26 protein-coding genes are annotated in these 24,962 nt (G+C 40.9%); 15 read left to right on the top strand and 11 right to left on the bottom strand.

Annotation, left to right across the window (positions count from 1 at the left end):
* Positions 1–13: 13 nt before the first annotated feature.
* Positions 14–586 (top strand): signal peptidase I, encoded by a 573-nt coding sequence (lepB, locus tag NSQ72_RS06865; protein WP_029706712.1) that lies wholly within the window; start codon positions 14–16, stop codon positions 584–586.
* Positions 587–649: 63 nt separating this feature from the next.
* Here the strand turns inward: lepB and NSQ72_RS06870 are convergent, their stop codons facing one another.
* Positions 650–925, bottom strand: coding sequence for a hypothetical protein (locus tag NSQ72_RS06870; RefSeq protein ID WP_039178200.1), 276 nt, complete (start codon positions 923–925; stop codon positions 650–652).
* A gap of 143 nt (positions 926–1,068) precedes the next feature.
* On the opposite strand from NSQ72_RS06870, the gene NSQ72_RS06875 reads away from it, so the two are divergent.
* Positions 1,069–2,688 carry an ABC-F family ATP-binding cassette domain-containing protein gene (locus tag NSQ72_RS06875; RefSeq protein ID WP_039178203.1) on the top strand — a complete coding sequence of 540 codons (1,620 nt, stop codon included), beginning with the start codon at positions 1,069–1,071 and terminating at the stop codon, positions 2,686–2,688.
* Between the two features lie 35 nt (positions 2,689–2,723).
* On the opposite strand, the gene NSQ72_RS06880 is transcribed toward NSQ72_RS06875, so the two are convergent.
* The 3 genes from NSQ72_RS06880 to mreBH form a co-directional block, all read right to left on the bottom strand.
* Positions 2,724–3,956 (bottom strand): aminopeptidase, encoded by a 1,233-nt coding sequence (locus NSQ72_RS06880; protein ID WP_047203700.1) that lies wholly within the window; start codon positions 3,954–3,956, stop codon positions 2,724–2,726.
* Between the two features lie 107 nt (positions 3,957–4,063).
* Entirely contained in the window at positions 4,064–4,195 is a 132-nt protein-coding gene (locus NSQ72_RS06885) for a protein YkpC (protein ID WP_003210922.1), read from the bottom strand.
* Positions 4,196–4,269: 74 nt separating this feature from the next.
* Positions 4,270–5,277, bottom strand: coding sequence for a rod-share determining protein MreBH (gene mreBH, locus NSQ72_RS06890; RefSeq protein ID WP_024424745.1), 1,008 nt, complete (start codon positions 5,275–5,277; stop codon positions 4,270–4,272).
* A gap of 276 nt (positions 5,278–5,553) precedes the next feature.
* Between mreBH and NSQ72_RS06895 the strand changes: the two genes are divergently transcribed.
* The 5 genes from NSQ72_RS06895 (at position 5,554) to ade (ending at position 10,830) form a co-directional block, all read left to right on the top strand.
* Complete coding sequence (locus NSQ72_RS06895) at positions 5,554–5,832, top strand: AbrB/MazE/SpoVT family DNA-binding domain-containing protein (RefSeq protein WP_017359400.1); 279 nt, start codon at positions 5,554–5,556, stop codon at positions 5,830–5,832.
* A 146-nt stretch (positions 5,833–5,978) separates the two neighbouring features.
* The gene (locus NSQ72_RS06900; RefSeq protein WP_047203701.1) at positions 5,979–7,289 is read left to right on the top strand and encodes an ATP-binding protein; all 1,311 of its coding nucleotides are present in this window, start codon (positions 5,979–5,981) and stop codon (positions 7,287–7,289) included.
* Positions 7,290–7,293: 4 nt separating this feature from the next.
* Entirely contained in the window at positions 7,294–8,130 is an 837-nt protein-coding gene (locus NSQ72_RS06905; protein ID WP_341083654.1) for a gamma-glutamylcyclotransferase, read from the top strand.
* 37 nt (positions 8,131–8,167) lie between these two features.
* Positions 8,168–8,836, top strand: a complete 669-nt coding sequence (locus tag NSQ72_RS06910; RefSeq protein WP_008345123.1) for a potassium channel family protein — start codon at positions 8,168–8,170, stop codon at positions 8,834–8,836.
* A gap of 263 nt (positions 8,837–9,099) precedes the next feature.
* On the top strand, positions 9,100–10,830 hold the full coding sequence (gene ade / locus NSQ72_RS06915; RefSeq protein WP_039178214.1) for an adenine deaminase: 1,731 nt from the start codon (positions 9,100–9,102) through the stop codon (positions 10,828–10,830).
* Positions 10,831–10,922: 92 nt separating this feature from the next.
* On the opposite strand, the gene rnjA is transcribed toward ade, so the two are convergent.
* Positions 10,923–12,590, bottom strand: a complete 1,668-nt coding sequence (rnjA, locus tag NSQ72_RS06920; RefSeq protein ID WP_012009818.1) for a ribonuclease J1 — start codon at positions 12,588–12,590, stop codon at positions 10,923–10,925.
* Between the two features lie 5 nt (positions 12,591–12,595).
* Entirely contained in the window at positions 12,596–12,805 is a 210-nt protein-coding gene (locus NSQ72_RS06925; RefSeq protein ID WP_008345114.1) for a DNA-dependent RNA polymerase subunit epsilon, read from the bottom strand.
* Positions 12,806–13,203: 398 nt separating this feature from the next.
* On the opposite strand from NSQ72_RS06925, the gene NSQ72_RS06930 reads away from it, so the two are divergent.
* Positions 13,204–13,983 (top strand): Cof-type HAD-IIB family hydrolase, encoded by a 780-nt coding sequence (locus NSQ72_RS06930; protein WP_039178215.1) that lies wholly within the window; start codon positions 13,204–13,206, stop codon positions 13,981–13,983.
* 37 nt (positions 13,984–14,020) lie between these two features.
* Here NSQ72_RS06930 and def read toward each other — a convergent pair whose 3' ends face one another.
* Complete coding sequence (gene def, locus NSQ72_RS06935) at positions 14,021–14,578, bottom strand: peptide deformylase (RefSeq protein WP_039178217.1); 558 nt, start codon at positions 14,576–14,578, stop codon at positions 14,021–14,023.
* A gap of 111 nt (positions 14,579–14,689) precedes the next feature.
* On the bottom strand, positions 14,690–14,869 hold the full coding sequence (locus NSQ72_RS06940) for a YjcZ family sporulation protein (RefSeq protein ID WP_026050085.1): 180 nt from the start codon (positions 14,867–14,869) through the stop codon (positions 14,690–14,692).
* A gap of 233 nt (positions 14,870–15,102) precedes the next feature.
* On the opposite strand from NSQ72_RS06940, the gene NSQ72_RS06945 reads away from it, so the two are divergent.
* The 5 genes from NSQ72_RS06945 to lpdA all read left to right on the top strand — a co-directional run bounded on the left by NSQ72_RS06945 (position 15,103) and on the right by lpdA (position 21,142).
* On the top strand, positions 15,103–15,771 hold the full coding sequence (locus tag NSQ72_RS06945) for a YkyA family protein (RefSeq protein ID WP_039178220.1): 669 nt from the start codon (positions 15,103–15,105) through the stop codon (positions 15,769–15,771).
* 409 nt (positions 15,772–16,180) lie between these two features.
* Entirely contained in the window at positions 16,181–17,296 is a 1,116-nt protein-coding gene (gene pdhA / locus NSQ72_RS06950; RefSeq protein ID WP_039178223.1) for a pyruvate dehydrogenase (acetyl-transferring) E1 component subunit alpha, read from the top strand.
* A gap of 3 nt (positions 17,297–17,299) precedes the next feature.
* A complete protein-coding gene (pdhB, locus tag NSQ72_RS06955) occupies positions 17,300–18,277 on the top strand; it encodes a pyruvate dehydrogenase complex E1 component subunit beta (RefSeq protein WP_039178226.1) in 978 nt (325 codons plus the stop codon).
* Between the two features lie 107 nt (positions 18,278–18,384).
* Complete coding sequence (locus NSQ72_RS06960; RefSeq protein ID WP_039178229.1) at positions 18,385–19,725, top strand: dihydrolipoamide acetyltransferase family protein; 1,341 nt, start codon at positions 18,385–18,387, stop codon at positions 19,723–19,725.
* A 4-nt stretch (positions 19,726–19,729) separates the two neighbouring features.
* The gene (gene lpdA / locus NSQ72_RS06965) at positions 19,730–21,142 is read left to right on the top strand and encodes a dihydrolipoyl dehydrogenase (protein ID WP_039178233.1); all 1,413 of its coding nucleotides are present in this window, start codon (positions 19,730–19,732) and stop codon (positions 21,140–21,142) included.
* Positions 21,143–21,266: 124 nt separating this feature from the next.
* Here lpdA and NSQ72_RS06970 read toward each other — a convergent pair whose 3' ends face one another.
* Complete coding sequence (locus NSQ72_RS06970) at positions 21,267–21,647, bottom strand: hypothetical protein (RefSeq protein WP_224929246.1); 381 nt, start codon at positions 21,645–21,647, stop codon at positions 21,267–21,269.
* Positions 21,648–21,963: 316 nt separating this feature from the next.
* Here NSQ72_RS06970 and NSQ72_RS06975 point away from each other — a divergent pair, with 316 nt between their 5' ends.
* Positions 21,964–22,083 carry a GapA-binding peptide SR1P gene (locus NSQ72_RS06975; RefSeq protein ID WP_003212464.1) on the top strand — a complete coding sequence of 40 codons (120 nt, stop codon included), beginning with the start codon at positions 21,964–21,966 and terminating at the stop codon, positions 22,081–22,083.
* 44 nt (positions 22,084–22,127) lie between these two features.
* Here the strand turns inward: NSQ72_RS06975 and NSQ72_RS06980 are convergent, their stop codons facing one another.
* A complete protein-coding gene (locus NSQ72_RS06980; protein WP_106025214.1) occupies positions 22,128–23,600 on the bottom strand; it encodes an aminotransferase class I/II-fold pyridoxal phosphate-dependent enzyme in 1,473 nt (490 codons plus the stop codon).
* Positions 23,601–23,790: 190 nt separating this feature from the next.
* On the opposite strand from NSQ72_RS06980, the gene NSQ72_RS06985 reads away from it, so the two are divergent.
* Positions 23,791–24,060: a UPF0223 family protein gene (locus tag NSQ72_RS06985; RefSeq protein ID WP_039178240.1), complete on the top strand. Its 270-nt coding sequence runs from the start codon at positions 23,791–23,793 to the stop codon at positions 24,058–24,060.
* Positions 24,061–24,087: 27 nt separating this feature from the next.
* Here the strand turns inward: NSQ72_RS06985 and NSQ72_RS06990 are convergent, their stop codons facing one another.
* Positions 24,088–24,723, bottom strand: coding sequence for a DUF1054 domain-containing protein (locus tag NSQ72_RS06990; RefSeq protein WP_024426894.1), 636 nt, complete (start codon positions 24,721–24,723; stop codon positions 24,088–24,090).
* Positions 24,724–24,962: the final 239 nt, after the last annotated feature.

A 24,962-nucleotide genomic window follows, 5' to 3' on the forward strand; every position in this document is an offset into this window, starting at 1 on the left:
AAACGAAAATGACATTCAATCTGATGCGAAGCAAGCCAAAACAGAGAAGAAAAGTTCACTGTTTGAATGGATCAAAGCCATTTTAATTGCACTTGCGCTCGTCTTGCTCATCCGTACATTTATATTTGAACCGTATGTGGTGGAAGGAGAGTCAATGGAACCGACACTTCATGACGGGGAAAAGCTGTTTGTCAACAAAACCATTAACTATCTCGGTGGTGTGAAACGCGGTGACATCGTGATTATTAATGGAAAAGATGGACAGAAGATTCATTATGTCAAACGATTGATCGGCCTTCCAGGTGATACGATTGAAATGAAGGATGATACGCTTTACATTAATGGTAAAAAAGTAGATGAGCCTTATTTAAAAGAGAACAAGGCGCATGCGAAAGAGTATGAAGTGCATTTAACTGGAGATTTTGGTCCAGTGAAAGTACCGAAAAACGATTACTTTGTGATGGGGGACAATAGACTCAATTCCATGGACAGCAGAAATGGACTTGGCCTCATTGAAAAGGATCGGGTTGTCGGGACATCAGAATTTGTTTTCTTCCCGTTTGGCGACATTCGACAGACAAAATAAAAGCACCTTCTCAGAGGCAAGAGAAAGGTGCTTGAACGAGCGACCCTTACAGAAGGGTCGTTTTTAATTTGGCGTGAGCACTGTAACAATGATCACAATGGCTAGTACCGAAGCGAATACAGATCCGGTAATGGCTAATACGGATCGAAACAATCCGATTTTTTTGTTTTCTTTTCCCCGCTTTTGTAAAAAGCGTTTGGAAAAGATGTGGACCAGTGTGTAAATGAGGACAAGCCCAATATAAAGGCCAAAGTCCTTCGCATTAAAGCCTGTTGCAGATAAATAAATGCCCATAAAGAAAATCAATAAACAGTATTCCATCAGTGTGAGTAATCTCAAATCGCCCGAACTCCTTCAATCAATCATTCCCGTTTATTATACCATAATGGACAAAAAGCCTTCGTTCTTAGCGAGAGACGTTTCTATCAAACGTTATTCATGTTATACTTCATAATGATGAATGAGTGATGGAGGATTAATAAATGATTGCAGTAAATAATGTTAGTTTGCGCTTTGCTGATCGTAAACTATTTGAAGAAGTAAATATTAAATTCACTCCTGGCAACTGCTACGGATTAATTGGTGCCAATGGAGCTGGTAAATCAACGTTCCTAAAGATTCTTTCTGGAGAAATTGAGGCTCAAACGGGTGATGTTCATATGAGCCCTGGTGAGCGTTTAGCGATTTTAAAACAGAACCACTTTGAATACGAAGAGTTTGAAGTGCTGAAAGTCGTCATCATGGGTCACAAACGTTTATATGACGTGATGCAGGAGAAAGATGCGATCTATATGAAACCTGATTTCTCAGATGAAGACGGGATTCGTGCAGCCGAGCTTGAAGGTGAGTTTGCTGAATTAAACGGATGGGAAGCTGAAAGTGAAGCAGCGATTCTACTAAAGGGTCTTGGCATTCCAGAAAGCCTTCAATCGAAGAAAATGTCTGAGCTTGGCGGTTCTGAAAAGGTAAAAGTACTTTTAGCTCAAGCTTTATTTGGCAAGCCTGACGTTCTTCTTCTCGATGAGCCAACGAACCACTTGGACTTACAAGCGATCCAGTGGCTCGAAGAGTTCCTCATTAACTTTGAAAATACCGTCATCGTCGTTTCGCATGATCGTCATTTCTTAAACAAAGTATGTACACATATTGCGGACCTTGATTTCGGAAAAATCCAAGTATATGTCGGTAACTATGATTTTTGGTATGAGTCCAGCCAGTTAGCGCTGAAATTAAGCCAAGAAGCAAATAAGAAAAAAGAAGAACAAATTAAGCAGCTTCAAGAATTCGTTGCCCGGTTTAGTGCGAACGCTTCTAAATCGAAGCAAGCGACATCAAGAAAGAAATTGCTTGATAAAATCTCTTTAGATGACATTAAGCCGTCTTCACGTAAATATCCGTATGTTCATTTTGCGCCAGAGCGCGAAATCGGAAATGATGTCCTTCAAGTAGAAGGTCTATCAAAAACAATTGACGGTGTGAAAGTACTTGATAATGTCAGCTTTATTATGAACCGCGAAGATAAAATTGCGTTCTTAAGCCGTAATGAACTTGCTGTGTCCACTTTATTTAAGATCCTTGCTGGTGAAATGGAGCCAGACAGCGGATCATTTAAATGGGGTGTCACAACGTCACAAGCCTTTTTCCCGAAAGACAATAGTGAATATTTTGAAGGAAACGATGTTGATCTCGTTGATTGGCTTCGTCAATATTCTCCGAATGATCAAAGTGAAAGCTTCCTGCGTGGTTTCTTAGGACGTATGCTTTTCTCTGGGGAAGAAGTGAAGAAAAAAGCAAGTGTCTTATCAGGAGGAGAAAAGGTTCGTTGTATGTTATCAAAAATGATGCTGTCTGGAGCGAATATTTTGCTGCTGGATGAGCCAACGAACCACTTAGACCTAGAATCCATTACAGCGCTGAATAACGGCCTCATGAGCTTTAAAGGAGCAATGCTCTTCTCATCTCATGACCATCAGTTTGTTGAAACAGTCGCAAACCGAATTATCGAAGTGACGCCAAATGGCATCGTCGATAAACAAACAACATATGATGAGTTCTTATCAGATCAAGACATCCAAAAAAGACTTCAAGAGCTTTACGCATAACAAAGAAAAGACATCCTATGGATGTCTTTTTTTGATTAAATCGCCCAGTTTCCATTTCGGAAGATCGGTTCGCGTTTCCCGTCTTTTGTAATCCCGTCAATATTCATTTCCTTTGAACCAATCATGAAATCAACGTGTGTAATACTGCTGTTCACACCCGCTGCATCCAATTCTTCTCGTTTCATTTCTTTTCCGCCTTCGATATTAAACGCATATCCGCTGCCGATCGCAAGGTGATTTGATGCATTTTCATCGTAAAGTGTATTGTAATAAAGAATATTGGAGTTAGAAATTGGTGAATCATCTGGTACGAGGGCAACCTCACCTAGATAATGAGAGCCTTCATCTGTTTCAACGAGAGATTTTAAAATATCTTCGCCTTCTTTTGCTTTCACATCCACAATCCGGCCATTTTCAAAGGTTAATGAAAATTCATCAATGATGTTTCCGGCATAGCTGAGCGGCTTAGTGCTTGAGACTGTCCCATTTACACCGTCTTTTTTCGGTACGGTAAAGACTTCTTCTGTCGGCATGTTGGCCATGAAGGAAACGCCGCGTTCACTTACGCTGCCAGCACCTACCCAAATATGCTGCTCTGGAAGTTCAATCGTTAGGTCTGTGCCCGGTGCTTCATAATGAAGCTTGTGGTAGTGGCGTTCATTGAGTATTTTGACCTTTTCATTTAATGACGCATCATGCTTTTTCCAAGCCTCAACAGGATCTGCTTGATCAGCGCGTGCGACTTTAAAGATTTGATCCCACAATAAAGTGACAGCTTCTTCATCTGTATGATCAGGGAAAATCTTTTTCGCCCATTCTTTTGATGCAGCACCTACGACCGTCCAAGCGACTTTGTCAGATTGAACGTATTGACGATATGTATGTAGTGCTGAACCAGCAGCTTTTTGCTGTGCAGCGATTTTTTTCGAATCAATGCCTCGCAGAAGGTCAGGGCTTTCTGACAGGATGGTAATAAAAGCACCGCCGCGTTTTGCGATGGTTTCCATCATCTGTGCTTCCCATTCTGGGAATTGCTCAAAGACATCCTGTGGCGCATGTTCAAATTTTAAACGGGTGAGAACACCATCACTCCAGCGGATATGTACGTTTTTCGCCCCGCGCTCATACGCGTGTTTCGCGACAAGACGAACAAGGTGTGCAGATTCAGTAAATGCGGATACAACCACTTCCTGCCCCTTTTGTACATTCACACCGACTTCAACGATGGTCTTGGCATATTGATCAAGTTGTTTTTCAAATGAACTCATAAAAAACCCTCCTTTAGTCATGTTCATCATATCAGATTTATGACCGAAAAGGAAAATGGGGAGCACGCTTAAAGCCAAAATAAAAAAGCCGCTTTCGTGCGGCTTTTTTAGCGGTTCAGTTGTTTCACAGGCTGTGCATTAGAAGGCGGCATATGTGAAAACGACAGGCTCATTCCTCCTAAAATAATACCCGTTAAAATGACTGTGACAACGACCCGTTTACCTAAATCAAGCAACATGTTCTTCCTCCTTCACGTTTATCCATTTCTCACGATATGATCGAAATGACGAAAAAAGAAGTAGAACATGAAGATTATTTTAATGTTTTTTGCAATTTGTCGATGACTTCTAATGAACGACCTGTTCCAATGGCAACAGACTCAAGTGGATTAGCTGCAATATGAACTGGAACAACAATCTCTTGAGAGAGCCATTCTTGAATTCCATTTAACAGAGCGCCTCCGCCAGTTAAAATGACGCCGCGGTCTACAATATCTCCGCTTAGCTCTGGAGGGCTGTCCTCTAATGTGGCACGAATCGCTTCTAAAATATGAAGAAGTGATTCTCGCATAGCGCCTTGAATTTCATGAGAGACAAGTGTGATCGTTTTTGGCAGACCTGTCACAAGGTCGCGCCCGCGCACTTCTAATGATTCAGGCTCATGCTCAATAAGACCATACCCAATTTCCATTTTCACCTGCTCGGCAGTCCGTTCGCCGATTAATAGGTTATATTTCTTTCTGACAAACGTAATGATATCTTCATCCAGCTGATCGCCGCCAATTCGGATCGAATGACAAGAGACAACACCGCCAAATGAAATAATCGCAACTTCTGTTGTTCCGCCGCCAATATCGACTACGACGTTCGCAACAGGCTCGTCTACCGGAAGATCAGCACCGATTGCAGCTGCAACAGGTTCTTCAATTAAATGCACATGTTTTGCTCCACAGTTTTTCACAGCATCGCTGATGGCGCGGCGCTCAACAGCTGTTGATCCAGAAGGTGTACATACAACGACAGTTGGTTTTCTAAAGGTAAACCCGATATTTTTTCCTGCTTTTTTCATGATCTGTTTAAGTAAATCTGTTGTCATATCATAATCAGCGATAACACCGTCTTTCATCGGACGGATCGCAACAATTTTCCCAGGTGTTTTCCCGATCATTTCTTTTGCTTCTGATCCGACGGCAAGTACAGTCTTTGTTTCTGTATCGACTGCCACGACGGACGGTTCATTTAAAATAATTCCCTTATTTTTACTATAAACCAATATGTTAGCTGTTCCTAAATCAATTCCAATTTCGGCATTTTGAAACATGTTTTCACCCAATCTCTATTTTTGCTGTTTTAAACAATTTTACATTTAAAAGTTCAGAGGGTTGATGTCATTTGTGGGGGTTTGTGATCACCTTGAAATGAATCTGTAAAATTCAAGTATCATTTTGACAATCACAATAAATTTTCCCTTTGTTTTTTCTTTTATGAAAAAAATTTTTATAGAGGAGAAACCTTTTAAGAATCTCTTACGTCTACGATATATCAATTGGTGAAAAACAGATTGATCTTGAGCTAATGAAAGAAAGAGGGAACGAAATTGAAATCTATCGGAGTCGTAAGAAAAGTAGACGAACTAGGGCGTATTGTCATGCCAATCGAATTGAGAAGAGCACTTGATATCGCTATTAAAGACAGTATGGAATTTTTTATAGATGGAGATAAAATCGTCTTGAAAAAATATCAGCCAGAGGGTGTTTGTCTCATGACTGGTGAGATTACATCAGAGAACCATGAATACGGAAATGGTCAAATTACATTAAGCGCTGAAGGCGCAGAACTGCTGTTAAAAGAGCTGCAAGAAGCTCTTCAGCAGTAATCGAAATAGCCTGCTCTCTTCCTTTGTGCTGAGAACAGGCTATTTTTCTTTTAAAAAAAGTTCCTTAAAAATGCCCCATCTCCCTCAAAAAATAAGTGGAAAATGGTACAATTGACAAAGAATCTCAGGGCGGCAGGTGGAATCATTTGAACAAAACATATCAAGTGCGGATCGTGTTATCTGTTCTTGCATTTATCTTAATCATAAGCTGGGATTTCTTTTATTATCTAGGCGGCTATCAAATTAATTGGCCGCTCGATTTAGCCTTTACAGTCGTTGTGTTAGCAGGGATCTGGGTTGTCTCTGGATATGTAGACCGCTTGACTTTGCTTGTGTCAGATCTAAATAAGAGAGAAAAAGAAGCACACGAACTGACAGAGCGGCTAAATCGAATTACAGATAACTTGCAAGAAATCGTCTTTGAAACAGATGAAAAAGGGCAAATCATTTTCTTAAATCAAGCATGGAAACAAATGACCGGCTATGACATAGATGAATGTCTAGGTACGATGTACAATCAGTACTTTGATCAAGAAGAAAGAGTTATTCAGCATTTGTCATCTGTCATCAAAGAGCATAAAGATTCAGGACGGATCGAGCTCCAGCTTCTTCATAAAGAGGGGAAGAAAGTATGGGGAGACGTTCATTATAAGCTCTACTTTGACGAAGAGCACCAGTTTACTGGAGGTATAGGAACAGTTGCAGATATTACAAAACAAAAGCTGGCAAAGCTTGAGCTTGAAAGGTCAAATCAACAATTGCAAATGCAGGCGCAAAAGCTGGCCGTTGCAGGACAAATCGCCGCTGGAATCGCCCATGAAGTCAGAAATCCGCTGACCTCAGTAAACGGCTTTTTGCAGCTGATGAAAACTCAATATCCTGAAAGAACCGATTATTTTGACATTATCTTTTCCGAAATTAAACGGATTGATTTTGTTTTAAGTGAACTGCTTGTGCTGGCAAAGCCGCAGTCGGTCCATTTTCAAGAAGTTCAGCTTCATGGACTGTTAGAGCAGGTCATTACATTGCTAAAAACCAATGCAGTCCTTTCGAATATTGATCTCAAACAGCCATTTAAAAAGCAGGATGCCGGCGCTATATTAGCAGACGCTAACCAAATGAAGCAGTTGTTCATTAATTTAATCAAAAATGCCATTGAGGCAATGCCTGAAGGCGGCAGCATATACATATCAACAGAAAAAGTGATGAACGAATGGAAAATTACCATTCAAGATGAAGGAAAAGGGATGTCTGAAGAGGATATTCAGAAAATATATGATCCTTTCTTCTCCACGAAAACAGAAGGGACGGGACTTGGCCTCACCATCTGTGCAACGATTTTAAAAGATCATCACGGGAGAATGGATGTGGTCAGTGAGCTGGGAAAAGGTACAACTTTTCATATCTATTTACCTGTGTGTCAAAAAAGCAGACAGCAGCAAGGCGAGAGGACGTGATTTCATGAAGGCGAAAGCTTTATTTGTATATGGGACGCTTCTGCAGCATGAAGAACACCACGAGACGTATATGAAAGAAAGCAGACCATTAGCTAAATCAGCTTGGATCAGCGGCAGAATCTATGATACAGGTCAAGGATACCCTGCGTGCGTTCCAGAAGAAAAAAGCACAGTATATGGAGAATTGTACGAGGTAACCGCAAGCACGCTGAATAAGATAGATTTACTTGAGGAAGGGTATGACAAGCAGGTGGTCAATGTCATGACAGACCGGGGGCTGGTGGCGGCTATTACATACACTTTACCAAAACAGAAGGCATCAGCGCTGAAGGAAATCGAGAGCGGCTGCTGGAAGGAATATAAACTATGGCAGCAGAAGCCGGCATCCTTCTATTATTTTGCCTATGGCTCTTGTATGGATGATGCAAGATTTAAACTGGCAGAAGTCGATCATTATTTTAAACAAATCATCGGCGGTGGTGCTCTGAACGGCTTTACAACTAGATTTACATTGGTGAGGCCTGATGGGTCAAGAGCCGATATGGTAGAAGACGGCGGAGAAACAGAGGGCGTTTTATATGAGGTTCCTTTTGATGCCATTCGATATTTGTACAAACGAGAAGGCGTATATGAGGGCACATATCGTCCAGCTTTTGTCGATGTCAAAATAGGTGATCAAATATATGAGGACTGTTTAACCTTTCTTGTTCTTCAAAAGAGCGAAGAAATTGCTCCACCAGGTCATTACCGCAGTGAAATTGAAAAAGGAGCAGACCTTTACTTAAGTGAAGCGTTCCGTAAAAAAATTCGCTCGCATATGGATTCATTAATCAAACCGTAGTAAAATGCATGGTAAGTGAGATAAAAGGAGTCTGAACATGAAAAAGGAATATGCAGTCATTGGTCTTGGACGCTTTGGCGGAAGTATTTGCAAAGCGTTGAGCGAAGAAGGACTTGAAGTCATGGCCATGGATATGAATGAAGATCGAGTGAACGAATACGCGAAAATTGCTTCACATGCGGTCATTGGCGATTCGACAGACGAATCGGTTTTAAAAAATCTCGGTATTCGTAATTTTGATCATGTCATCGTTGCGATTGGTGAAAACATTCAGGCCAGTATTTTGACGACGATTATGCTGAAAGAGCTTGGCGTCAAAATGGTCACAGTAAAGGCGCAAAACGACTATCACGAAAAGGTACTAAATAAAATTGGGGCTGATCGCATCGTTCATCCAGAGCGAGACATGGGCAGACGAATTGCACATAAAATCATCTCCAACAACGTATTAGATTATCTTGAGCTGTCAGATGAGTACAGCCTCATTGAAATCGTTGCTAACAGCAGGCTTGCAGGGCATTCTCTTTTAGATCTCGATATTAGAGCGAGATATGGCATTAATATTGTGGCGATAAAGCGTGGAAAAGAAGTGATTGTTTCACCACTCGCAGATGAAATGATACAAAAAGAAGATATTCTCATTGTCATCGGGGCAGTAGCCGATATTGGACGCTTTGAAAAACGAGAAATGCAGAACGATTATTAAACACTCCGGAGCGGGGTGTTTTTTTATATTGTTGTGTACACACAGGACGGACAATGAAGAGAGAAGAAGACACTAAAAAAGGGCTGTTTTGTTCTGCATAAACAGCAAAAGTCAATCATCATATTTTTCGTGCAATTATCACTATTCAGAAATAAAAATCTGCCTTTTTATCTGGATGATTTTCTCTAAATGTCATTGACTGGGCAAACAGATTCGTTTACGATAAGAAACATTATATTGTTTACTTGGAGGAGGCAGTGTCGTTGGATAAGGAGCTTTTCAGACATCAAATTGAAGTAGCTGCAAAGAGAAAAAAAGCAGCCCTAGTGATTAAACATGCGAAGGTTATGGACGTGTTTAACCAGGAATGGATAGACGCTGATGTCGCTGTTGAAAATGGACAAATAGTAGGGATTGGAGAGTACGAGGGAGAACAGGAGCTGGATGCAGCAGGTCAAATGCTTGTACCCGGTTTTATTGATGGCCACGTTCATATCGAGTCCTCTATGGTGACCCCTGCTGAATTCTCCAAAGCTGTCGTCCCGCACGGTGTGACAACTGTCGTAACAGACCCGCATGAAATTGCCAATGTGTCAGGGATCTCAGGCATCCGTTTTATGCTGGAAGAAGCGCGAAAAGCTGCCTTAAATATTTATTTCATGCTGCCATCCTGCGTACCGGCAGTTAGTTTTGAACGATCAGGTGCTGTTTTAAAAGCGAAAGATTTAAAGCCTTTGTATCAAGAGAAAGAGGTTCTTGGTCTTGCTGAGGTGATGGATTACGTCGGTGTAGAGCAGGCAGAAGAAGATATGCTTCAAAAGCTGCTTGATGCACAAAACGAACATAAACTGATTGATGGCCATCTAGCAGGCTTAACAGACCGATTAATAAACGTTTACCGCACAGCAAGTGTCCAAACAGATCATGAGGTAACAACAGCCAGCGAAGCCCTTGAACGTGTAAAACGAGGCATGTATGTCATGCTAAGAGAAGGCTCTGTTGCCAAAAACGTGAAAAACGTTTTACCAGCTGTGAATGAAAAGAATGCGAGACGCTTTTTCTTTTGTACCGATGATAAACATTTAGATGATTTAATGTCGGAGGGAAGTATTGACGAACAAGTACGTATGTCTATAAAAGAAGGGTTAGACCCATTTTTAGCGTATCAAATGGGAAGTTTAAACGCAGCAGAGTGTTTTGGCCTCAAAACAAAGGGAGCCATTGCGCCAGGCTTTGATGCTGATTTTATGCTCGTCTCTGATCTTCATCAAGTCGACATCACTAGCGTATTTATCGCAGGAGAATTGGTGGCGCAGCATGGAGAGTACAAGCCAAGTGTCGAAAAAATTGCACCGAGTCCAGCATTATTACAATCTGTTCATACTATAGACGTTCAAGAGCAAGATCTGGCACTGCCTATCACAGCTCATCAAAAAATGAATGTGATCCGCATTATTCCGAATCAGCTAGAAACAAAATTAGAACAAGTCTCTCCTTCAGAAACGAACGGACAATTCACTAGTGATACAGAAAGAGATGTATTAAAAATGGTGCTTGTCGAACGCCATCAAGGCTTATCTGAAATGGGGATAGGGGTTGTCAGCGGCTTTGGATTAGAAAAGGGCGCAATTGCAACAACGGTTGCGCATGATTCTCACAATTTAATTGCGGTTGGCACAAATGATGCTGATATCGTAAAAGCCATTGACGTGTTAAAAGAAGCAGGCGGCGGTTTGACTGTTGTCAAAAATGGCGAGTCTCTTCATACGCTGCCATTACCGATATCTGGTTTACTTTCAGATCAGCCGGCACATCTTGTAAATGAAAGCCTTCATGCGCTCCATGAAGCGTTAAAAGAAACAGGCTTTACTTTAGATTTTAATCCATTTTTGACGCTGTCCTTCTTGGCACTCCCAGTCATTCCTGATGTGAAAATGACGACAAAGGGTTTGTTTGATGTCAGAAGCTTTCAGCATCTCCCAATTCAATCATAAAAAAGAGAAACCGCATATGTATATATGCGGTTTTTTTAATGAATGGTGAAAAAAAGAGACACAGCCAAGCGGCTTGTGTCTCTTTTTTGTGATTACACTTCCATAATAATCGGTAAGATCATTGGACGGCGTCTTGTTTTTTCATAAAGGAAAGGTGCAAGAGTGTCAGTAATTTCGTTCTTGATTTCAGACCACTGAGTTGTCTTACGTTCCATTACTTTTTCAAGATGCTTTGAAATTAAATCCTGTGCATCGTTGATAAGGTCTCCAGATTCTCTCATGTAGACAAAACCTCTTGAGATCAAATCAGGTCCAGCAGAGATTTTGAATTCTTTCATGTCCATGCTGACGACTACAATGACAAGACCCTCTTCAGAAAGAATGCGGCGGTCTCTTAGAACGATGTTTCCGATATCGCCAATACCGCTTCCGTCGATATACACGTTGCCTGATGGAATTTTGCCAGCGACACTTGCTTCGTCACCTTTCAGTGCAAGAACTTCACCGTTATCCATGATAAAGCAGTTTTCCTCAGGGATGCCGCAGTCATTCGCAAGCTTGATATGCGTTTTTTGCATGCGGTATTCACCGTGAATCGGCATAAAGAATTTTGGTTTAATTAAACGGAGCATCAGTTTTTGTTCTTCTTGTCCGCCGTGACCAGATGTATGAATATTATTAAGCGAGCCATGAATGACCTCAGCGCCTGCACGATAAAGCTGGTTAATGGTGCGGCTTACGCTAATATTGTTACCTGGGATTGGTGAAGATGAGAAGACAACAGTGTCTCCAGGGTTAATCGAAATCTGGCGGTGAGTACCGTTCGCAATACGAGAAAGAGCTGCCATCGGTTCACCCTGGCTACCAGTACAAAGAATGGTTACTTTGTTTGCTGGAAGGCGGTTGATTTCATTATGTTCAATAAACGTGTTTTTTGGACATTTAATATAGCCAAGATCTTGTCCAATATCAATAGCAGACTCCATACTGCGTCCAAATACAGCGACTTTTCTACCGTTGGCAACAGCAGACTCAATCACTTGCTGAAGTCTGTGAATGTTTGAAGCAAACGTGGCAAAGATGATACGTCCGTCGACTTTTCTAAAGATGTCATCAATGCTTTCACCTACACGTCTTTCAGACATCGTAAATTCTGGGATTTCACTGTTTGTACTATCAGATAAAAGACAAAGTACGCCTTCTTTTCCGATCTCAGCCATTTTGGTTAAATTGGCAGGCTCGCCAACAGGAGTAAAGTCAAACTTGAAATCACCTGTATGTACGATGTTACCAGGAGGTGTCTTGACGACAATTCCATAAGAATCTGGAATACTGTGTGTCGTTCTAAAGAAAGACACAGCTGTTTTTCTAAATTTGATGGTATCTTCTTCTTCAAAAATGTGAAGTTTTGTTTGTCTCAAGAGACCATGCTCTTCCAATTTATTACGAAGTAGGCCGATTGCGAGTTTGCCGCCGTAAACTGGAATATTCACTTGCTTGAGAAGGTAAGGGATACCGCCGATGTGGTCTTCATGTCCGTGAGTGATGAAAAGACCTTTGATTTTATCTTCGTTTTTAACTAAGTACGTATAGTCAGGGATGACGTAGTCAATTCCAAGAAGCTCATCTTCAGGAAACTTAATACCAGCATCAATTAAAATGATTTCATCTTGAAATTGAACGCCATACGTGTTTTTACCGATCTCGCCTAAACCGCCGAGCGCAAAAACTGCCGCCTGATCGTTTTTTACAAATTTCATTCCTCTCATAGCTCCAATACTTTAAAATTTTCACTTTCTCGTTCATAGTCTAAAAAAGCACCGTCTACAGGCTGAATGAATTCAATGTTGTAGTTATGTTTTTTCAACTTATCGCGTACGTCTCTTTCAGAAACCGCTTCAACGTATAGTGAATCTGTGTGTTCTCTTACAGGTACCTCAGTAGTACTTGCCTGAAAAAATACCTTATATATCATCCAAATCTCTCCTTAAATACCGTATGTTACACTCGCTTATTCTATTATATTAAAAAAACGCGCATAAGAAAAGTCTCTGAGAAAAAAGGACCTTCGGCAAATGTGCGAAAGATCCCTTTAAGCAATCGATTTTTTACGAAGCATGTCCTTCCATTGTCTTCGAATTTTCTTGCGCAGACGACGAAGCATCACAGGCCGCCTCCTTTCAGTTTAAAGTAAGCTTAAACAGCGTATTCCGATCTCTCTATATACTTGTATTATATGATGTTTCCAATGAATGTTACATGGATATATGTGGGAAAATAGGCGTTTTCAAAAGGATTTGGTTTCGAAAGCGAAAATCTTTCTGTATGATGAAAGGGAGTGTGTATACATAACAAAGGGCAGGAGGGCGAGATATGAATAAAAAAGTCATCTTCTTTGATATCGATGGTACTTTATATGATCATGATAAAAAAATACCTGAGTCAACGAAGCGAGCGGTTCATTTATTAAAAGAAAAAGGTCATCATCTCTTTATTGCATCTGGGCGTTCTCCTTTTCTGATTCAGCCCATTTTAGAAGAATTAGGGCTTGACTCATTCATTGCTTATAACGGTCAGTATGTCATGTATGAGGGAGACGTTATTTACGGTAATCCGCTGAAGCAGGAGCTGATGGAGCGGATTTATGAGACAGCGGATCGTCATGATCATCCGCTTGTTTTTATGGGAGAAGAAACGATGAAGGCGTCTGTACCGAACCATCCGTTTATCCATGAAGGAATCGGTACTTTAAAAACAGAGCATCCTGAGCACGATTTGTCTTTCTTTAAAGAAAACGACATTTTTCAAATGCTGTTATTTTGTAAGGCAGAAGAGGAAGAGCAATATAAGGCATTCTACGATGAGATTGACCTTGTCAGATGGCATGAGCTGTCAACAGATGTTCTGCCAAAAGGCGGATCAAAAGCTGAAGGAATCAAACGAGTCATCGAAAGACTTCCTTACGATCAAAAGGATACCATTGCCTTTGGAGACGGACTGAACGATAGAGAAATGATTTCGTTTGCTGGAACAGGCGTTGCGATGGGAAATGCTGTGAGTGAACTGAAAGCATTGGCTGATTTTGTGACAAAGCCAGTAGATGAGGACGGCATATTCCATGCAGTGACCCATCTTGGCCTTATTGAAGAATAAAAAAGAAGACCCTTAGATGTGGGGTCTTCTTTTTATGTTATGATCTGCCAATCGCAACAGAGTTTTCTGGCTCAGCGAAAGGTTGATCCTTTTGAATATGATCATAAAACATAATGCCATTTAAATGGTCAATTTCATGCTGAAAGACAATAGCAGGGAATCCTTTTAGACGGATATCAATGTCCTCTCCTTCAAGCGTTGTGGCCTTCACCCTGATTTTTTGATATCGAGGAACAAATCCAGGGATGGCTTCATCAACTGATAAGCAGCCTTCACCAGTAGCTAAATAAGCTCTTTTAACTGAATGACTGACAATGCGCGGGTTGAACAGAGCATAGCTGTATTCTTCTCCGTCTTCATCCTCACAGTGAACTGCGATCATCCGTTTACTAATATTGATCTGCGGAGCAGCTAATCCAACGCCTGGTCTTAGTCCGTATTTTTCAGCAATGTCAGCATCTTGACTGTTTTTGACGAATTCGATCATGTCAGTTAATTGCTGTTTTTCCTCTTCTGTCGGCGGGAGCTCGACCGCTTCAGCTGTTTGTCTTAAGACGGGATGTCCGTCCCTTACGATATCATCCATGGTAATCACAAAACTTCACTCCTATTTCCTTTGTATGTAAAGTATATAAAATGATACACAACATATGCAATGAAATAAAGAAGACCGGTCCTTTGAGACCGGTCAGAGGCTTAAACAGCCTTAGCAGCAGCCACCGCCGCCTAAGAATGCTGCGCCAACGATGATTAATAGGATGAAAAGCACAACGATTAAAGCGAATGTACGTCCGCCGCCGTATCCGCATCCGTATCCACCGCCATAACTTGGGTAACAACAGCCGCCGCCGTATCCATACCCGTAACCGCCGTATCCACCATACATACTTCCATGACTATAATTAGACATACTTTTGACCTCCTTTGGAAATACACTCGGCCTTTCATAAGTGAAGGCGAAGCGTGTAATATAAACTATGTATGAATGCACTATTTGTATAGTCATGAGCCTATTGCTTGAAAAAAATCTTCTCCGCCTCATCTGACTGACCTCTTTCCTTGTCACAAACGCCTATAAAAATTATAGTGGTATGTGGAGATGTAAAGGGGGACCTTGTGATGAGACAGATGAAAAGAAGCATGAAAGCAGGTGCTGCTTTAGCGGGGATATGTACCCTTTTGCTGACAGGATGCGGAGGTCAAAATCCATTCAATGACATGCAGGATGCGATGATGAAAATGAGTGAAAAAGAAGCATCCTTCGAAAAAGAGCAAGGTACACTGCAAAGCTATGAGAAAAAAGAACAGAAGCTGTACACAAAAATGATTCAAACAACAAAGGACCATACAAAAACAGTGTCAAGCCTTTCTAATCAGGCGTTAGCATCGGCAGCGAAACGAGAAGAACATTTAAAAACAGAAAAAGACAGCATGGATGAATCGAAAAAAGAATTGAAAACGGTAAAGGAATCTGCTGCACGATTGCAAGATGCCGAGTTAAAAGAGAAAGCAGATCAAACAGTCAAATCGATCGAGAAACGATATGCATCATATGATCAGCTTTACAAGGAGTATCAAAAGGCGCTGAAACAAGATCAGCATTTGTATCAATCTTTAAAGAAAAAGGATCTAGGATATGAAGAGCTGAAGTCTAAGCTGAAGACCGTCAATCGTTCATATAGCAAAGTCAGAAAAGAAAGTAAGAAGTTCAATCGATATACAGATCAATTGAATGATCATAAAAAGGCTTTGTATAAAGCAGCAGAACAAGAGTCAAAAAAGAGCTGAAAAACAGCTCTTTTTTTATTTTTCGACAAAAACAAACATTTTCTATTGTAGTACAGTAGTACACTCTATACTAGTACAGATTAGGTTGTTTGTTAAACAGATTGATACAGTTCACCATAAAAAGTAAAGCGAATACATTTATTTAAATAAAGCCGTTAAATCAATTGACGGACTATTTTTCTTGTTGTAAACTATTCCTTGTTAACAGAAGTTGTATTAGTTTTTTGTGAACTATCGTTAATACAGTTAGAAGGACTCAAAAAAGAGTGGTCAACCTATGTTTCGACAACGATCTTAGTGGCTATTATATACAGGAGTCATATGAGTATTTTGGGTTATCCTATATCTGTATGTATAAATGGATTCACGACAAATGGACTGTTAAAAGAAAGGAAGAGGTGACTTTAGAATGGCTGCAAAAACAAAAAAAGCAATTGTTGATAGCAAAAAGCAATTTGATGCCATCAAAAAGCAGTTTGAAACGTTTCAAATTTTAAACGAAAAAGGCGAAGTCGTAAACGAAGCGGCAATGCCGGATCTTTCAGATGACCAATTAAAAGAATTAATGCGCCGTATGGTGTTTACACGTGTATTAGATCAACGTTCAATTTCATTGAACCGTCAAGGACGTCTTGGCTTCTATGCGCCAACAGCTGGACAAGAGGCTTCTCAGCTTGCAACTCACTTTGCACTTGAGAAAGAAGATTTCATTCTTCCAGGATATCGTGATGTACCACAATTAATCTGGCATGGTCTTCCGCTAACAAAAGCATTCTTGTTCTCTCGCGGACACTTTGTTGGTAACCAAATGCCTGATGATGTGAATGCACTTTCACCGCAAATCATTATCGGTGCACAAATCATTCAAGCTGCTGGTGTAGCTCTTGGTTTGAAAAAGCGCGGTAAAAAAGCTGTTGCAATCACTTACACTGGTGACGGTGGAGCTTCACAAGGTGATTTCTACGAAGGTATTAACTTTGCAGGGGCTTACAAAGCGCCAGCGATTTTTGTTGTCCAAAACAACAGATATGCGATCTCTACACCTGTTGAAAAGCAGTCTGCTGCACAAACAATTGCACAAAAAGCAGCTGCAGCTGGTATCGTAGGCGTACAAGTTGACGGTATGGATGCATTAGCTGTTTATGCAGCAACTGCTGAAGCTCGTGAGCGCGCTGTAAATGGTGAAGGACCAACATTAATCGAAACTCTTACATTCCGTTACGGCCCACATACAATGGCTGGTGACGATCCAACAAGATATCGTACAAAAGAAGATGAAAACGAGTGGGAGCAAAAAGATCCATTGGTACGCTACCGCAAATTCTTGGAAAACAAAGGCCTATGGTCTGAAGAAGAAGAGAATAAAGTGATCGAAGATGCAAAAGAACAAATCAAACAAGCGATCAAAGAAGCTGACGAACAGCCTAAGCAAAAAGTCACTGACTTGATTGAAAACATGTACGATGTGAAACCATTCAACTTAGTTGAACAGCTTGAAATTTACAAACAGAAGGAGTCGAAGTAAGCCATGGCGCAAATGACAATGATTCAAGCGATCACTGATGCGTTACGCACAGAACTGAAAAATGACGAAAACGTTCTCGTTTTCGGAGAAGACGTTGGTAAAAACGGCGGCGTATTCCGTGCGACTGAAGGATTGCAAAAAGAGTTTGGTGAGGATCGTGTATTCGATACTCCACTTGCTGAATCTGGTATTGGCGGTCTTGCAATTGGCCTTGGACTACAAGAATTCCGCCCAGTAATGGAAATTCAATTCTTCGGATTCGTTTACGAAGTATTAGATTCTGTTTCTGGACAAATGGCTCGTATGCGTTACCGTTCTGGCGGACGCTGGCATTCTCCAGTGACAATCCGTTCTCCATTCGGTGGGGGAGTTCACACACCTGAGCTTCACGCTGACAGCTTAGAAGGTCTTATCGCACAACAGCCTGGTATCAAGGTTGTCATTCCTTCAACACCTTATGATGCAAAAGGACTTTTAATTTCTGCAATTCGTGACAACGATCCTGTAGTGTTCCTTGAGCATATGAAACTTTATCGTTCTTTCCGTCAGGAAGTTCCTGAAGAAGAGTACACAATTGAAATCGGTAAAGCTGACGTGAAACGTGAAGGTACTGACCTTTCAATCATCACTTACGGTGCAATGGTTCACGAATCACTAAAAGCTGCTGAAGAGCTAGAAAAAGAAGGCGTTTCTGCTGAAGTTATCGATCTTCGCACAGTAAGCCCGCTTGATATTGAAACAATCATCGCTTCTGTTGAAAAAACAGGCCGTGCGATCGTTGTTCAAGAAGCACAAAAACAAGCTGGTATTGCTGCAAACGTAGTAGCTGAAATCAATGACAGAGCGATCCTTAGCCTGGAAGCACCAGTACTTCGTGTAGCTGCACCTGATACTGTATTTGCTTTCTCTCAAGCTGAGAGCGTATGGCTTCCAAACCATAAAGATGTACTTGAAACAGCGAAAAAAGTTCTTGAATTTTAATTAAATGACAGAGGGGAAAAGAATTTATTTCTCTTCCCCTTTATCAATTACATGACCGTGTAAACATACACAACAAGGGTTCAACAAAATCTAGGAGGCGAAAAACAGTGGCATTTGAATTTAAACTTCCGGACATCGGAGAAGGTATCCACGAAGGTGAGATCGTTAAGTGGTTTGTTAAACCAAACGACGAAATCAATGAAGATGACGTTTTAGCAGAGGTACAAAATGATAAAGCAGTTGTAGAAATTCCTTCACCTGTTAAAGGAAAAGTATTAGAATTAAAAGTTGAAGAGGGAACAGTTGCAACTGTAGGACAAACAATCATTACGTTTGATGCACCTGGTTACGAAAATCTTCAATTTAAAGGCAGCGAAGAAGAAGGCGAAGCAAAAACTGAAGCTCAAGTACAAGGTACTGCTGAAGCTGGTAACGAGCCAGAGAAGAAAGAAGTAGCACAAGAAGAAGCGGCAGCAGCAACTGGTGCAGGCGCACAAGAGCAAGTAGATGCTGATCCAAACAAACGCGTGATCGCTATGCCATCTGTACGTAAATATGCTCGTGAAAAAGGCGTTGAAATTTACAAAGTTGCAGGTTCTGGTAAAAACGGACGTGTGTTAAAAGAAGATATCGACAGCTTCGTTAATGGTGGTTCTGCAGCTCCAGCAGCAGCACCTCAAGCAGCTGAAAGTGCGAAAGAAGAAGCAGCTCCTAAAGCGGCAGCAGCTCCAGTTCTTGAAGGAGAATTCCCAGAAACTCGCGAGAAAATGAGCGGAATCCGCAAAGCAATCGCGAAAGCAATGGTGAACTCTAAGCATACAGCTCCTCACGTAACATTAATGGATGAAGTTGATGTAACAAACCTTGTTGCACATCGTAAACAATTCAAACAAGTTGCAGCTGATCAAGGAATCAAGTTAACTTACTTGCCTTACGTTGTAAAAGCTCTAACTTCTGCTTTGAAAAAGTACCCAGTACTTAACACTTCTATCGATGATAAAACGGATGAAGTTGTTCAAAAGCATTACTACAACATCGGAATTGCAGCTGACACTGAAAAAGGCTTGCTCGTTCCAGTTGTGAAAAATGCAGATCGCAAAGCGATTTTCGAAGTTTCTAACGAAATCAATGAGCTTGCAACAAAAGCACGTGATGGTAAATTGGCTCCAGCTGAAATGAAAGGTGCATCTTGCACAATCACAAACATCGGTTCTGCTGGTGGACAATGGTTTACTCCAGTCATCAACCACCCAGAAGTAGCGATCCTTGGTATTGGCCGTATCGCTGAAAAAGCGGTTGTTCGTGATGGCGAAATCGTTGCAGCTCCAGTCTTAGCTCTTTCCCTAAGCTTTGACCACCGTATGATTGACGGAGCTACTGCGCAAAATGCCCTTAACCACATCAAGCGTTTATTGAATGATCCACAATTAATTTTAATGGAGGCGTAATGTCATGGTAGTAGGAGATTTCCCAATCGAAACAGATACTCTTGTCATCGGTGCAGGTCCTGGTGGATATGTAGCTGCTATTCGTGCTGCACAGCTTGGACAAAAAGTAACAATCGTTGAAAAAGGAACACTTGGCGGTGTATGTCTAAACGTTGGTTGTATTCCTTCAAAAGCATTAATCAATGCTGGCCATCGTTTCGAAAATGCTAAGCATTCTGAAGACATGGGTATCAAAGCTGAAAACGTAACAGTTGATTTCACAAAAGTTCAAGAGTGGAAAGCTTCTGTTGTAAACAAATTAACAGGTGGAGTTCAAGGTCTTCTTAAAGGAAATAAAGTAGACATCGTTAAAGGTGAAGCTTATTTCGTAGACAGCAACTCTGTACGTGTAATGGATGAAAATTCAGCACAGACTTACACTTTCAAAAATGCAATTCTTGCTACTGGATCTCGTCCAATCGAATTGCCTACTTTTAAATACACAGACCGCGTGATCAACTCAACTGGTGCTTTAGCGCTTAAAGAAGTACCTAAAAAGTTAGTTGTCATCGGTGGTGGATACATCGGTACTGAGCTTGGTACTGCTTATGCAAACTTTGGAACAGAAGTTGTGATCCTTGAAGGTGGAGACGAAATCCTTCCAGGTTTCGAAAAGCAAATGAGCTCATTGGTTAAACGTAACCTGAAGAAAAAAGGAAACGTTGAAATCCATACAAACGCTCTTGCAAAAGGCGTTGAAGAAAAATCTGATGGTGTCACTGTTACATTCGAAGTAAAAGGTGAAGAAAAAACAGTTGATGCTGATTACGTACTTGTGACTGTTGGGCGTCGTCCAAACACTGATGAGCTTGGTCTTGAGCAAGTTGGTGTTGAATTGACTGACCGCGGAGTTGTCAAAACAGACAAACAATGCCGTACAAGCGTATCTAACATCTATGCAATTGGTGACATCGTTGATGGACCACCACTTGCACACAAAGCTTCTTACGAAGGTAAAATTGCAGCTGAAGCAATCGCTGGAGAGCCAGCTGAAATTGATTACCTTGGTATTCCTGCTGTTGTATTCTCTGAGCCAGAACTTGCAACTGTTGGATACACTGAAGCAGAAGCAAAAGCAGAAGGAATCGAAATCGTTGCAGCGAAATTCCCATTCGCAGCGAACGGACGTGCACTTTCTCTTGATGCAACTGATGGCTTCATGAAAATGATCACTCGTAAAGAGGATGGTCTAGTTATCGGTGCTCAAATCGCAGGTGTTGGCGCTTCTGATATGATTTCAGAGCTTAGCCTTGCAATCGAAGCTGGAGTGACTGCTGAAGACATCGCTATGACAATTCATGCTCACCCAACATTAGGTGAAATTACAATGGAAACGGCTGAAGTAGCAATTGGAAGCCCAATCCACATCGTAAAATAATGAACCTATGAAACCCTCTCCTTGATGGAGAGGGTTTTTTTGCGCCCTGAACACCATATGAAAAACCCCTCATGAGGTGAGGGGTTTTTTCATATGGTTATATATAAGTGCAAGGAAAATATCATTAGTTTGTATTGACGCGGTCTAAAGCATGGCATAAGGGCGATAAGATCTCCTGTTTACTGCGAACATTTCCTTCAACCTTCACGATGACTTTTTCATCATTGACAAGTAAAATAGCCGGCAGTTCATCAACTTCATTTTTCCAGCCTTTACGATCTTCTTTCACAATCATTTTTGACATTTCCTTAGGGTATTCATTCTTTAAATCGAGGACTGCATCATAATAAGGGCTTTCTTTATCAAGGTTTTCTGCATCAGTAAAGAAGAGAATTCTCGGTTTTTGAATATGACTGACTTGGTCGGTCTGAGTCGGTATGATATACGCAAATGAGCATGAACTAAGTACAAAGAGCATGGGGAATATAATGAGAAGTGTCCTCATAAAATTCAATCTATTCACCTCAAAATCATTTGGGGTTGTCCCAACATTTTTAGGAGCTTGTTCCCTGTTAGTCACTCTAGTGTATCATGTCCCTTTTGACAATTTTCGATTGTTACTCAATTGTTACAGAATTGATATGAAGCAAAATACAATTGAAACGTTCCCTCAATATGATGAGAAAAAAGCACATATTTATAAAAAATGATTAAATGTGTCATACAATTAACCGTTGACAACTTAAATGTGACATCATATTATAGAGATAAGAAATAGATCAAACGCTTTCAAACTATGAATGAAGAAAAGGGGAATGTACGTGGGTACAATTATTTGTCAAGATTGCAATGAAACCATTGATCAATTTGAAAATGAAAAAGTGACAACGCTATACGGAACGTGCGGTCACTGTCATTGCTGTGATGAAGCCTCTGAATAAATAAAAAAAGCATGCAGCTCCATTTGGGGCTGCATGTTTCTTTTTTATAAAATTGGTTTTTGTTCCTTAATCACACGGATCATTTCAAGCGTTGAATCTTCAGGTCCTTGGACAGGGAGGCCAATTTCAATATTTTTAAAGATATACGATATATTTTCTTCTGTGATAATTTCACCTGGTATAAAAATTGGAATACCTGGCGGATATACCATCACAAACTCTGCGGTGATGCGGCCGACTGCTTCCTTAAAAGGAACGACTTCAGTTGTGGCATAAAAGGCGTCACGCGGCGTCATAGCAAGCGATGGGATATCAGGCAGCAGTACCTCTGTTACCGCTTGTTTGCCGCCGTCACGAGTAGACGCTGCGGCAATTTCCTGCATCGCCGTCACGAGCGTATCAATTGTCTCATCTGAATCACCAGGGGTTACGATACATAAGATATTGTAAAGGTCAGAGAGCTCTACTTCAATTCGATAGCTTTCTCTCAGCCATTTTTCGACATCATGTCCGTTTAACCCAAGGTCTTTAATGGAGATAATTAATTTCGTTGGGTCATAATCGTAAGTAGAAGCTGAACCGAGTATTTCCTTGCCGATGCAGCTAATACCGTCAATTTGATTCAAGCGGTCTCTCGCTGATTCAGCCAAACGAATGGCTTCGTCAGCAAGTGCCTTTCCTTCAGTGGCTAATCGTTTTCGAGCGACATCCAGTGATGCTAAGAGCAAATAAGAAGTGGATGTTGTCGTCAGCATACTCAAAATCGATTGCACGCGGTCTTTTGAAACAAGCCCTTCCTTCATATTTAAAATAGAGCTCTGCGTAAGAGAGCCGCCAAGTTTATGGACACTTGTTGCTGCCATGTCGGCACCTGCCTGCATCGCAGAGAGGGGAAGCTCATCATGAAAATGGATATGCACACCGTGTGCTTCATCGACAAGGACAGGCACATCAAATGAATGGGCAATGTCTACGATTGATTTTAAGTCTGCTGAAATACCAAAATACGTTGGATTAATGACAAGTAAACCTTTCGCATCTGGATGCTTAGTGAGCGCCTTTTTGGCTGATTCAGGTGTAATACCGTGAGAGATGCCAAGCTCTTTGTCTATTTCTGGGTGAATAAAAACAGGAATGGCGCCAGAAAATACAATCGCGGACATAATTGATTTATGAACGTTACGAGGAACGATAATTTTATCTCCAGGTCCGCATACCGTCATCACCATTGTCATGATGGCGCCGCTTGTTCCTTGAATAGAGAAAAACGTATGATCAGCACCGAAGGCTTCAGCAGCAAGCTCCTGTGCTTCTTTTATCATCCCTCGTGGTGAATGTAAATCATCGAGAGGTTCTATATTAATGAGGTCAATGCTTAATGCATTGTCGCCAATGAATGCTCTAAATTCAGGATCCATTCCGGCTCCTTTTTTATGGCCTGGAATGTGAAATTGGACTGGATTGGTTGCTGCGTGTTTTTTTAGTCCAGTGTATAAGGGTGTATCATGTTGTGACAATTGCTTTCCCACCTTCATCGAAATACCTGCTATTATTGTGCCAATTACAGCAGATTTCATTGCATAAAACAAAAGAATTATATTATGAACTGATCGGAATGTAAAGCATAAAATCAATCGGTTTCTTAACAAACAGATGCTATAATAAAAGTTCAAATCAGAAATGAGTATTAAAGTGAGGGACAAGTAAATGGAATATCAATATCCAATGGATGTCGACTGGACGACAGAGGAAAAGATTGCGGTCATTTCATTTTTTCAGGCTGTTGAAAAAGCCTACGAAAAAGGAATTGCGAAGCAGGAGTTATTAGACGCATATAAACGATTTAAAGAGGTTGTGCCATCAAAAGCAGAGGAAAAAACGCATTGTGCGGCGTTTGAAAAGGGAAGCGGGTATTCCCCTTATCATGCAGTAAAAACCGCAAGAGAGGCAGAAGAGACTGCTATTATACGCATGTAAAAAACGAGCCTAAAAGGGCTCGTTTTTTCATACAGATTCTTTCTGTGTAAAACGGTATAGATACGTCAGCGTGCGGAAGGCATTTTCAATTTTCGAGAGGAATTCTTCATTATTCATTTGCACGACTTCTTCTCTCGGTAGCTGAATGCCGCAAAGAAGCTCGGCTTTCTTGACTGTTTGAACACGTTCAAACAGCGTTTTCAGCTGTTCTGAATCTAGTTCGCTGTGACGCATGACATCTGGTTTCATATGATCTTTAGACCAAACAAAATCTTGCGGTATTTTCTGCTGAATGGTGTCTAGTTCTTTTTCAAATAGCTGGCCGTACTCACCTTTTACTGGAGATTCATAAATGAGTGCAAACCAGACAAAGACATGTGTTTTCCAAAGCCCGATTTGAAAATGAGGGAGTTTTTTATATCCGCGCTTACTGTTTGCAAAAGCAACCCACGTATCATTTGGCGGGTTGACAGATCTTCTAGCATGCTTTGCGACGTGTACAAACATTTCGTCTCCTGTAATAGAAGAAAGAAGTGGTGCAAAATGTTCGCCAAGTGCCTCAAGCTTTGGACGGACTCTTTCTTTTAATACAGTCATTCGTTCATCTAAACCATCAACTGTGAATGTTTCAAAATCTTCATCTCTAAAACGCATTTCACTCATGTTATGCCTCCTGTATCTTTTCGCTGATCATATTTTATCATAGCTTGGGTCAAGCTCAAAAAAAGATGCACCGTTAGATCAAAGTTTATGAAGGTCGTGTCGCAGCGTTTAAAATCATCAATTTTGTGGTACATAATAAATAGGTAAAGACACAATTTTCAGAATGTCGTTGCGGTTATGCGATCGCTTCATACGATATAAGCAAGAACCATTTCTCTTATCGATTGAATTTTTTATCA

The organism is Bacillus sp. FSL R5-0659 (assembly GCF_038008785.1).
GTDB lineage: Bacteria > Bacillota > Bacilli > Bacillales > Bacillaceae > Bacillus > Bacillus safensis.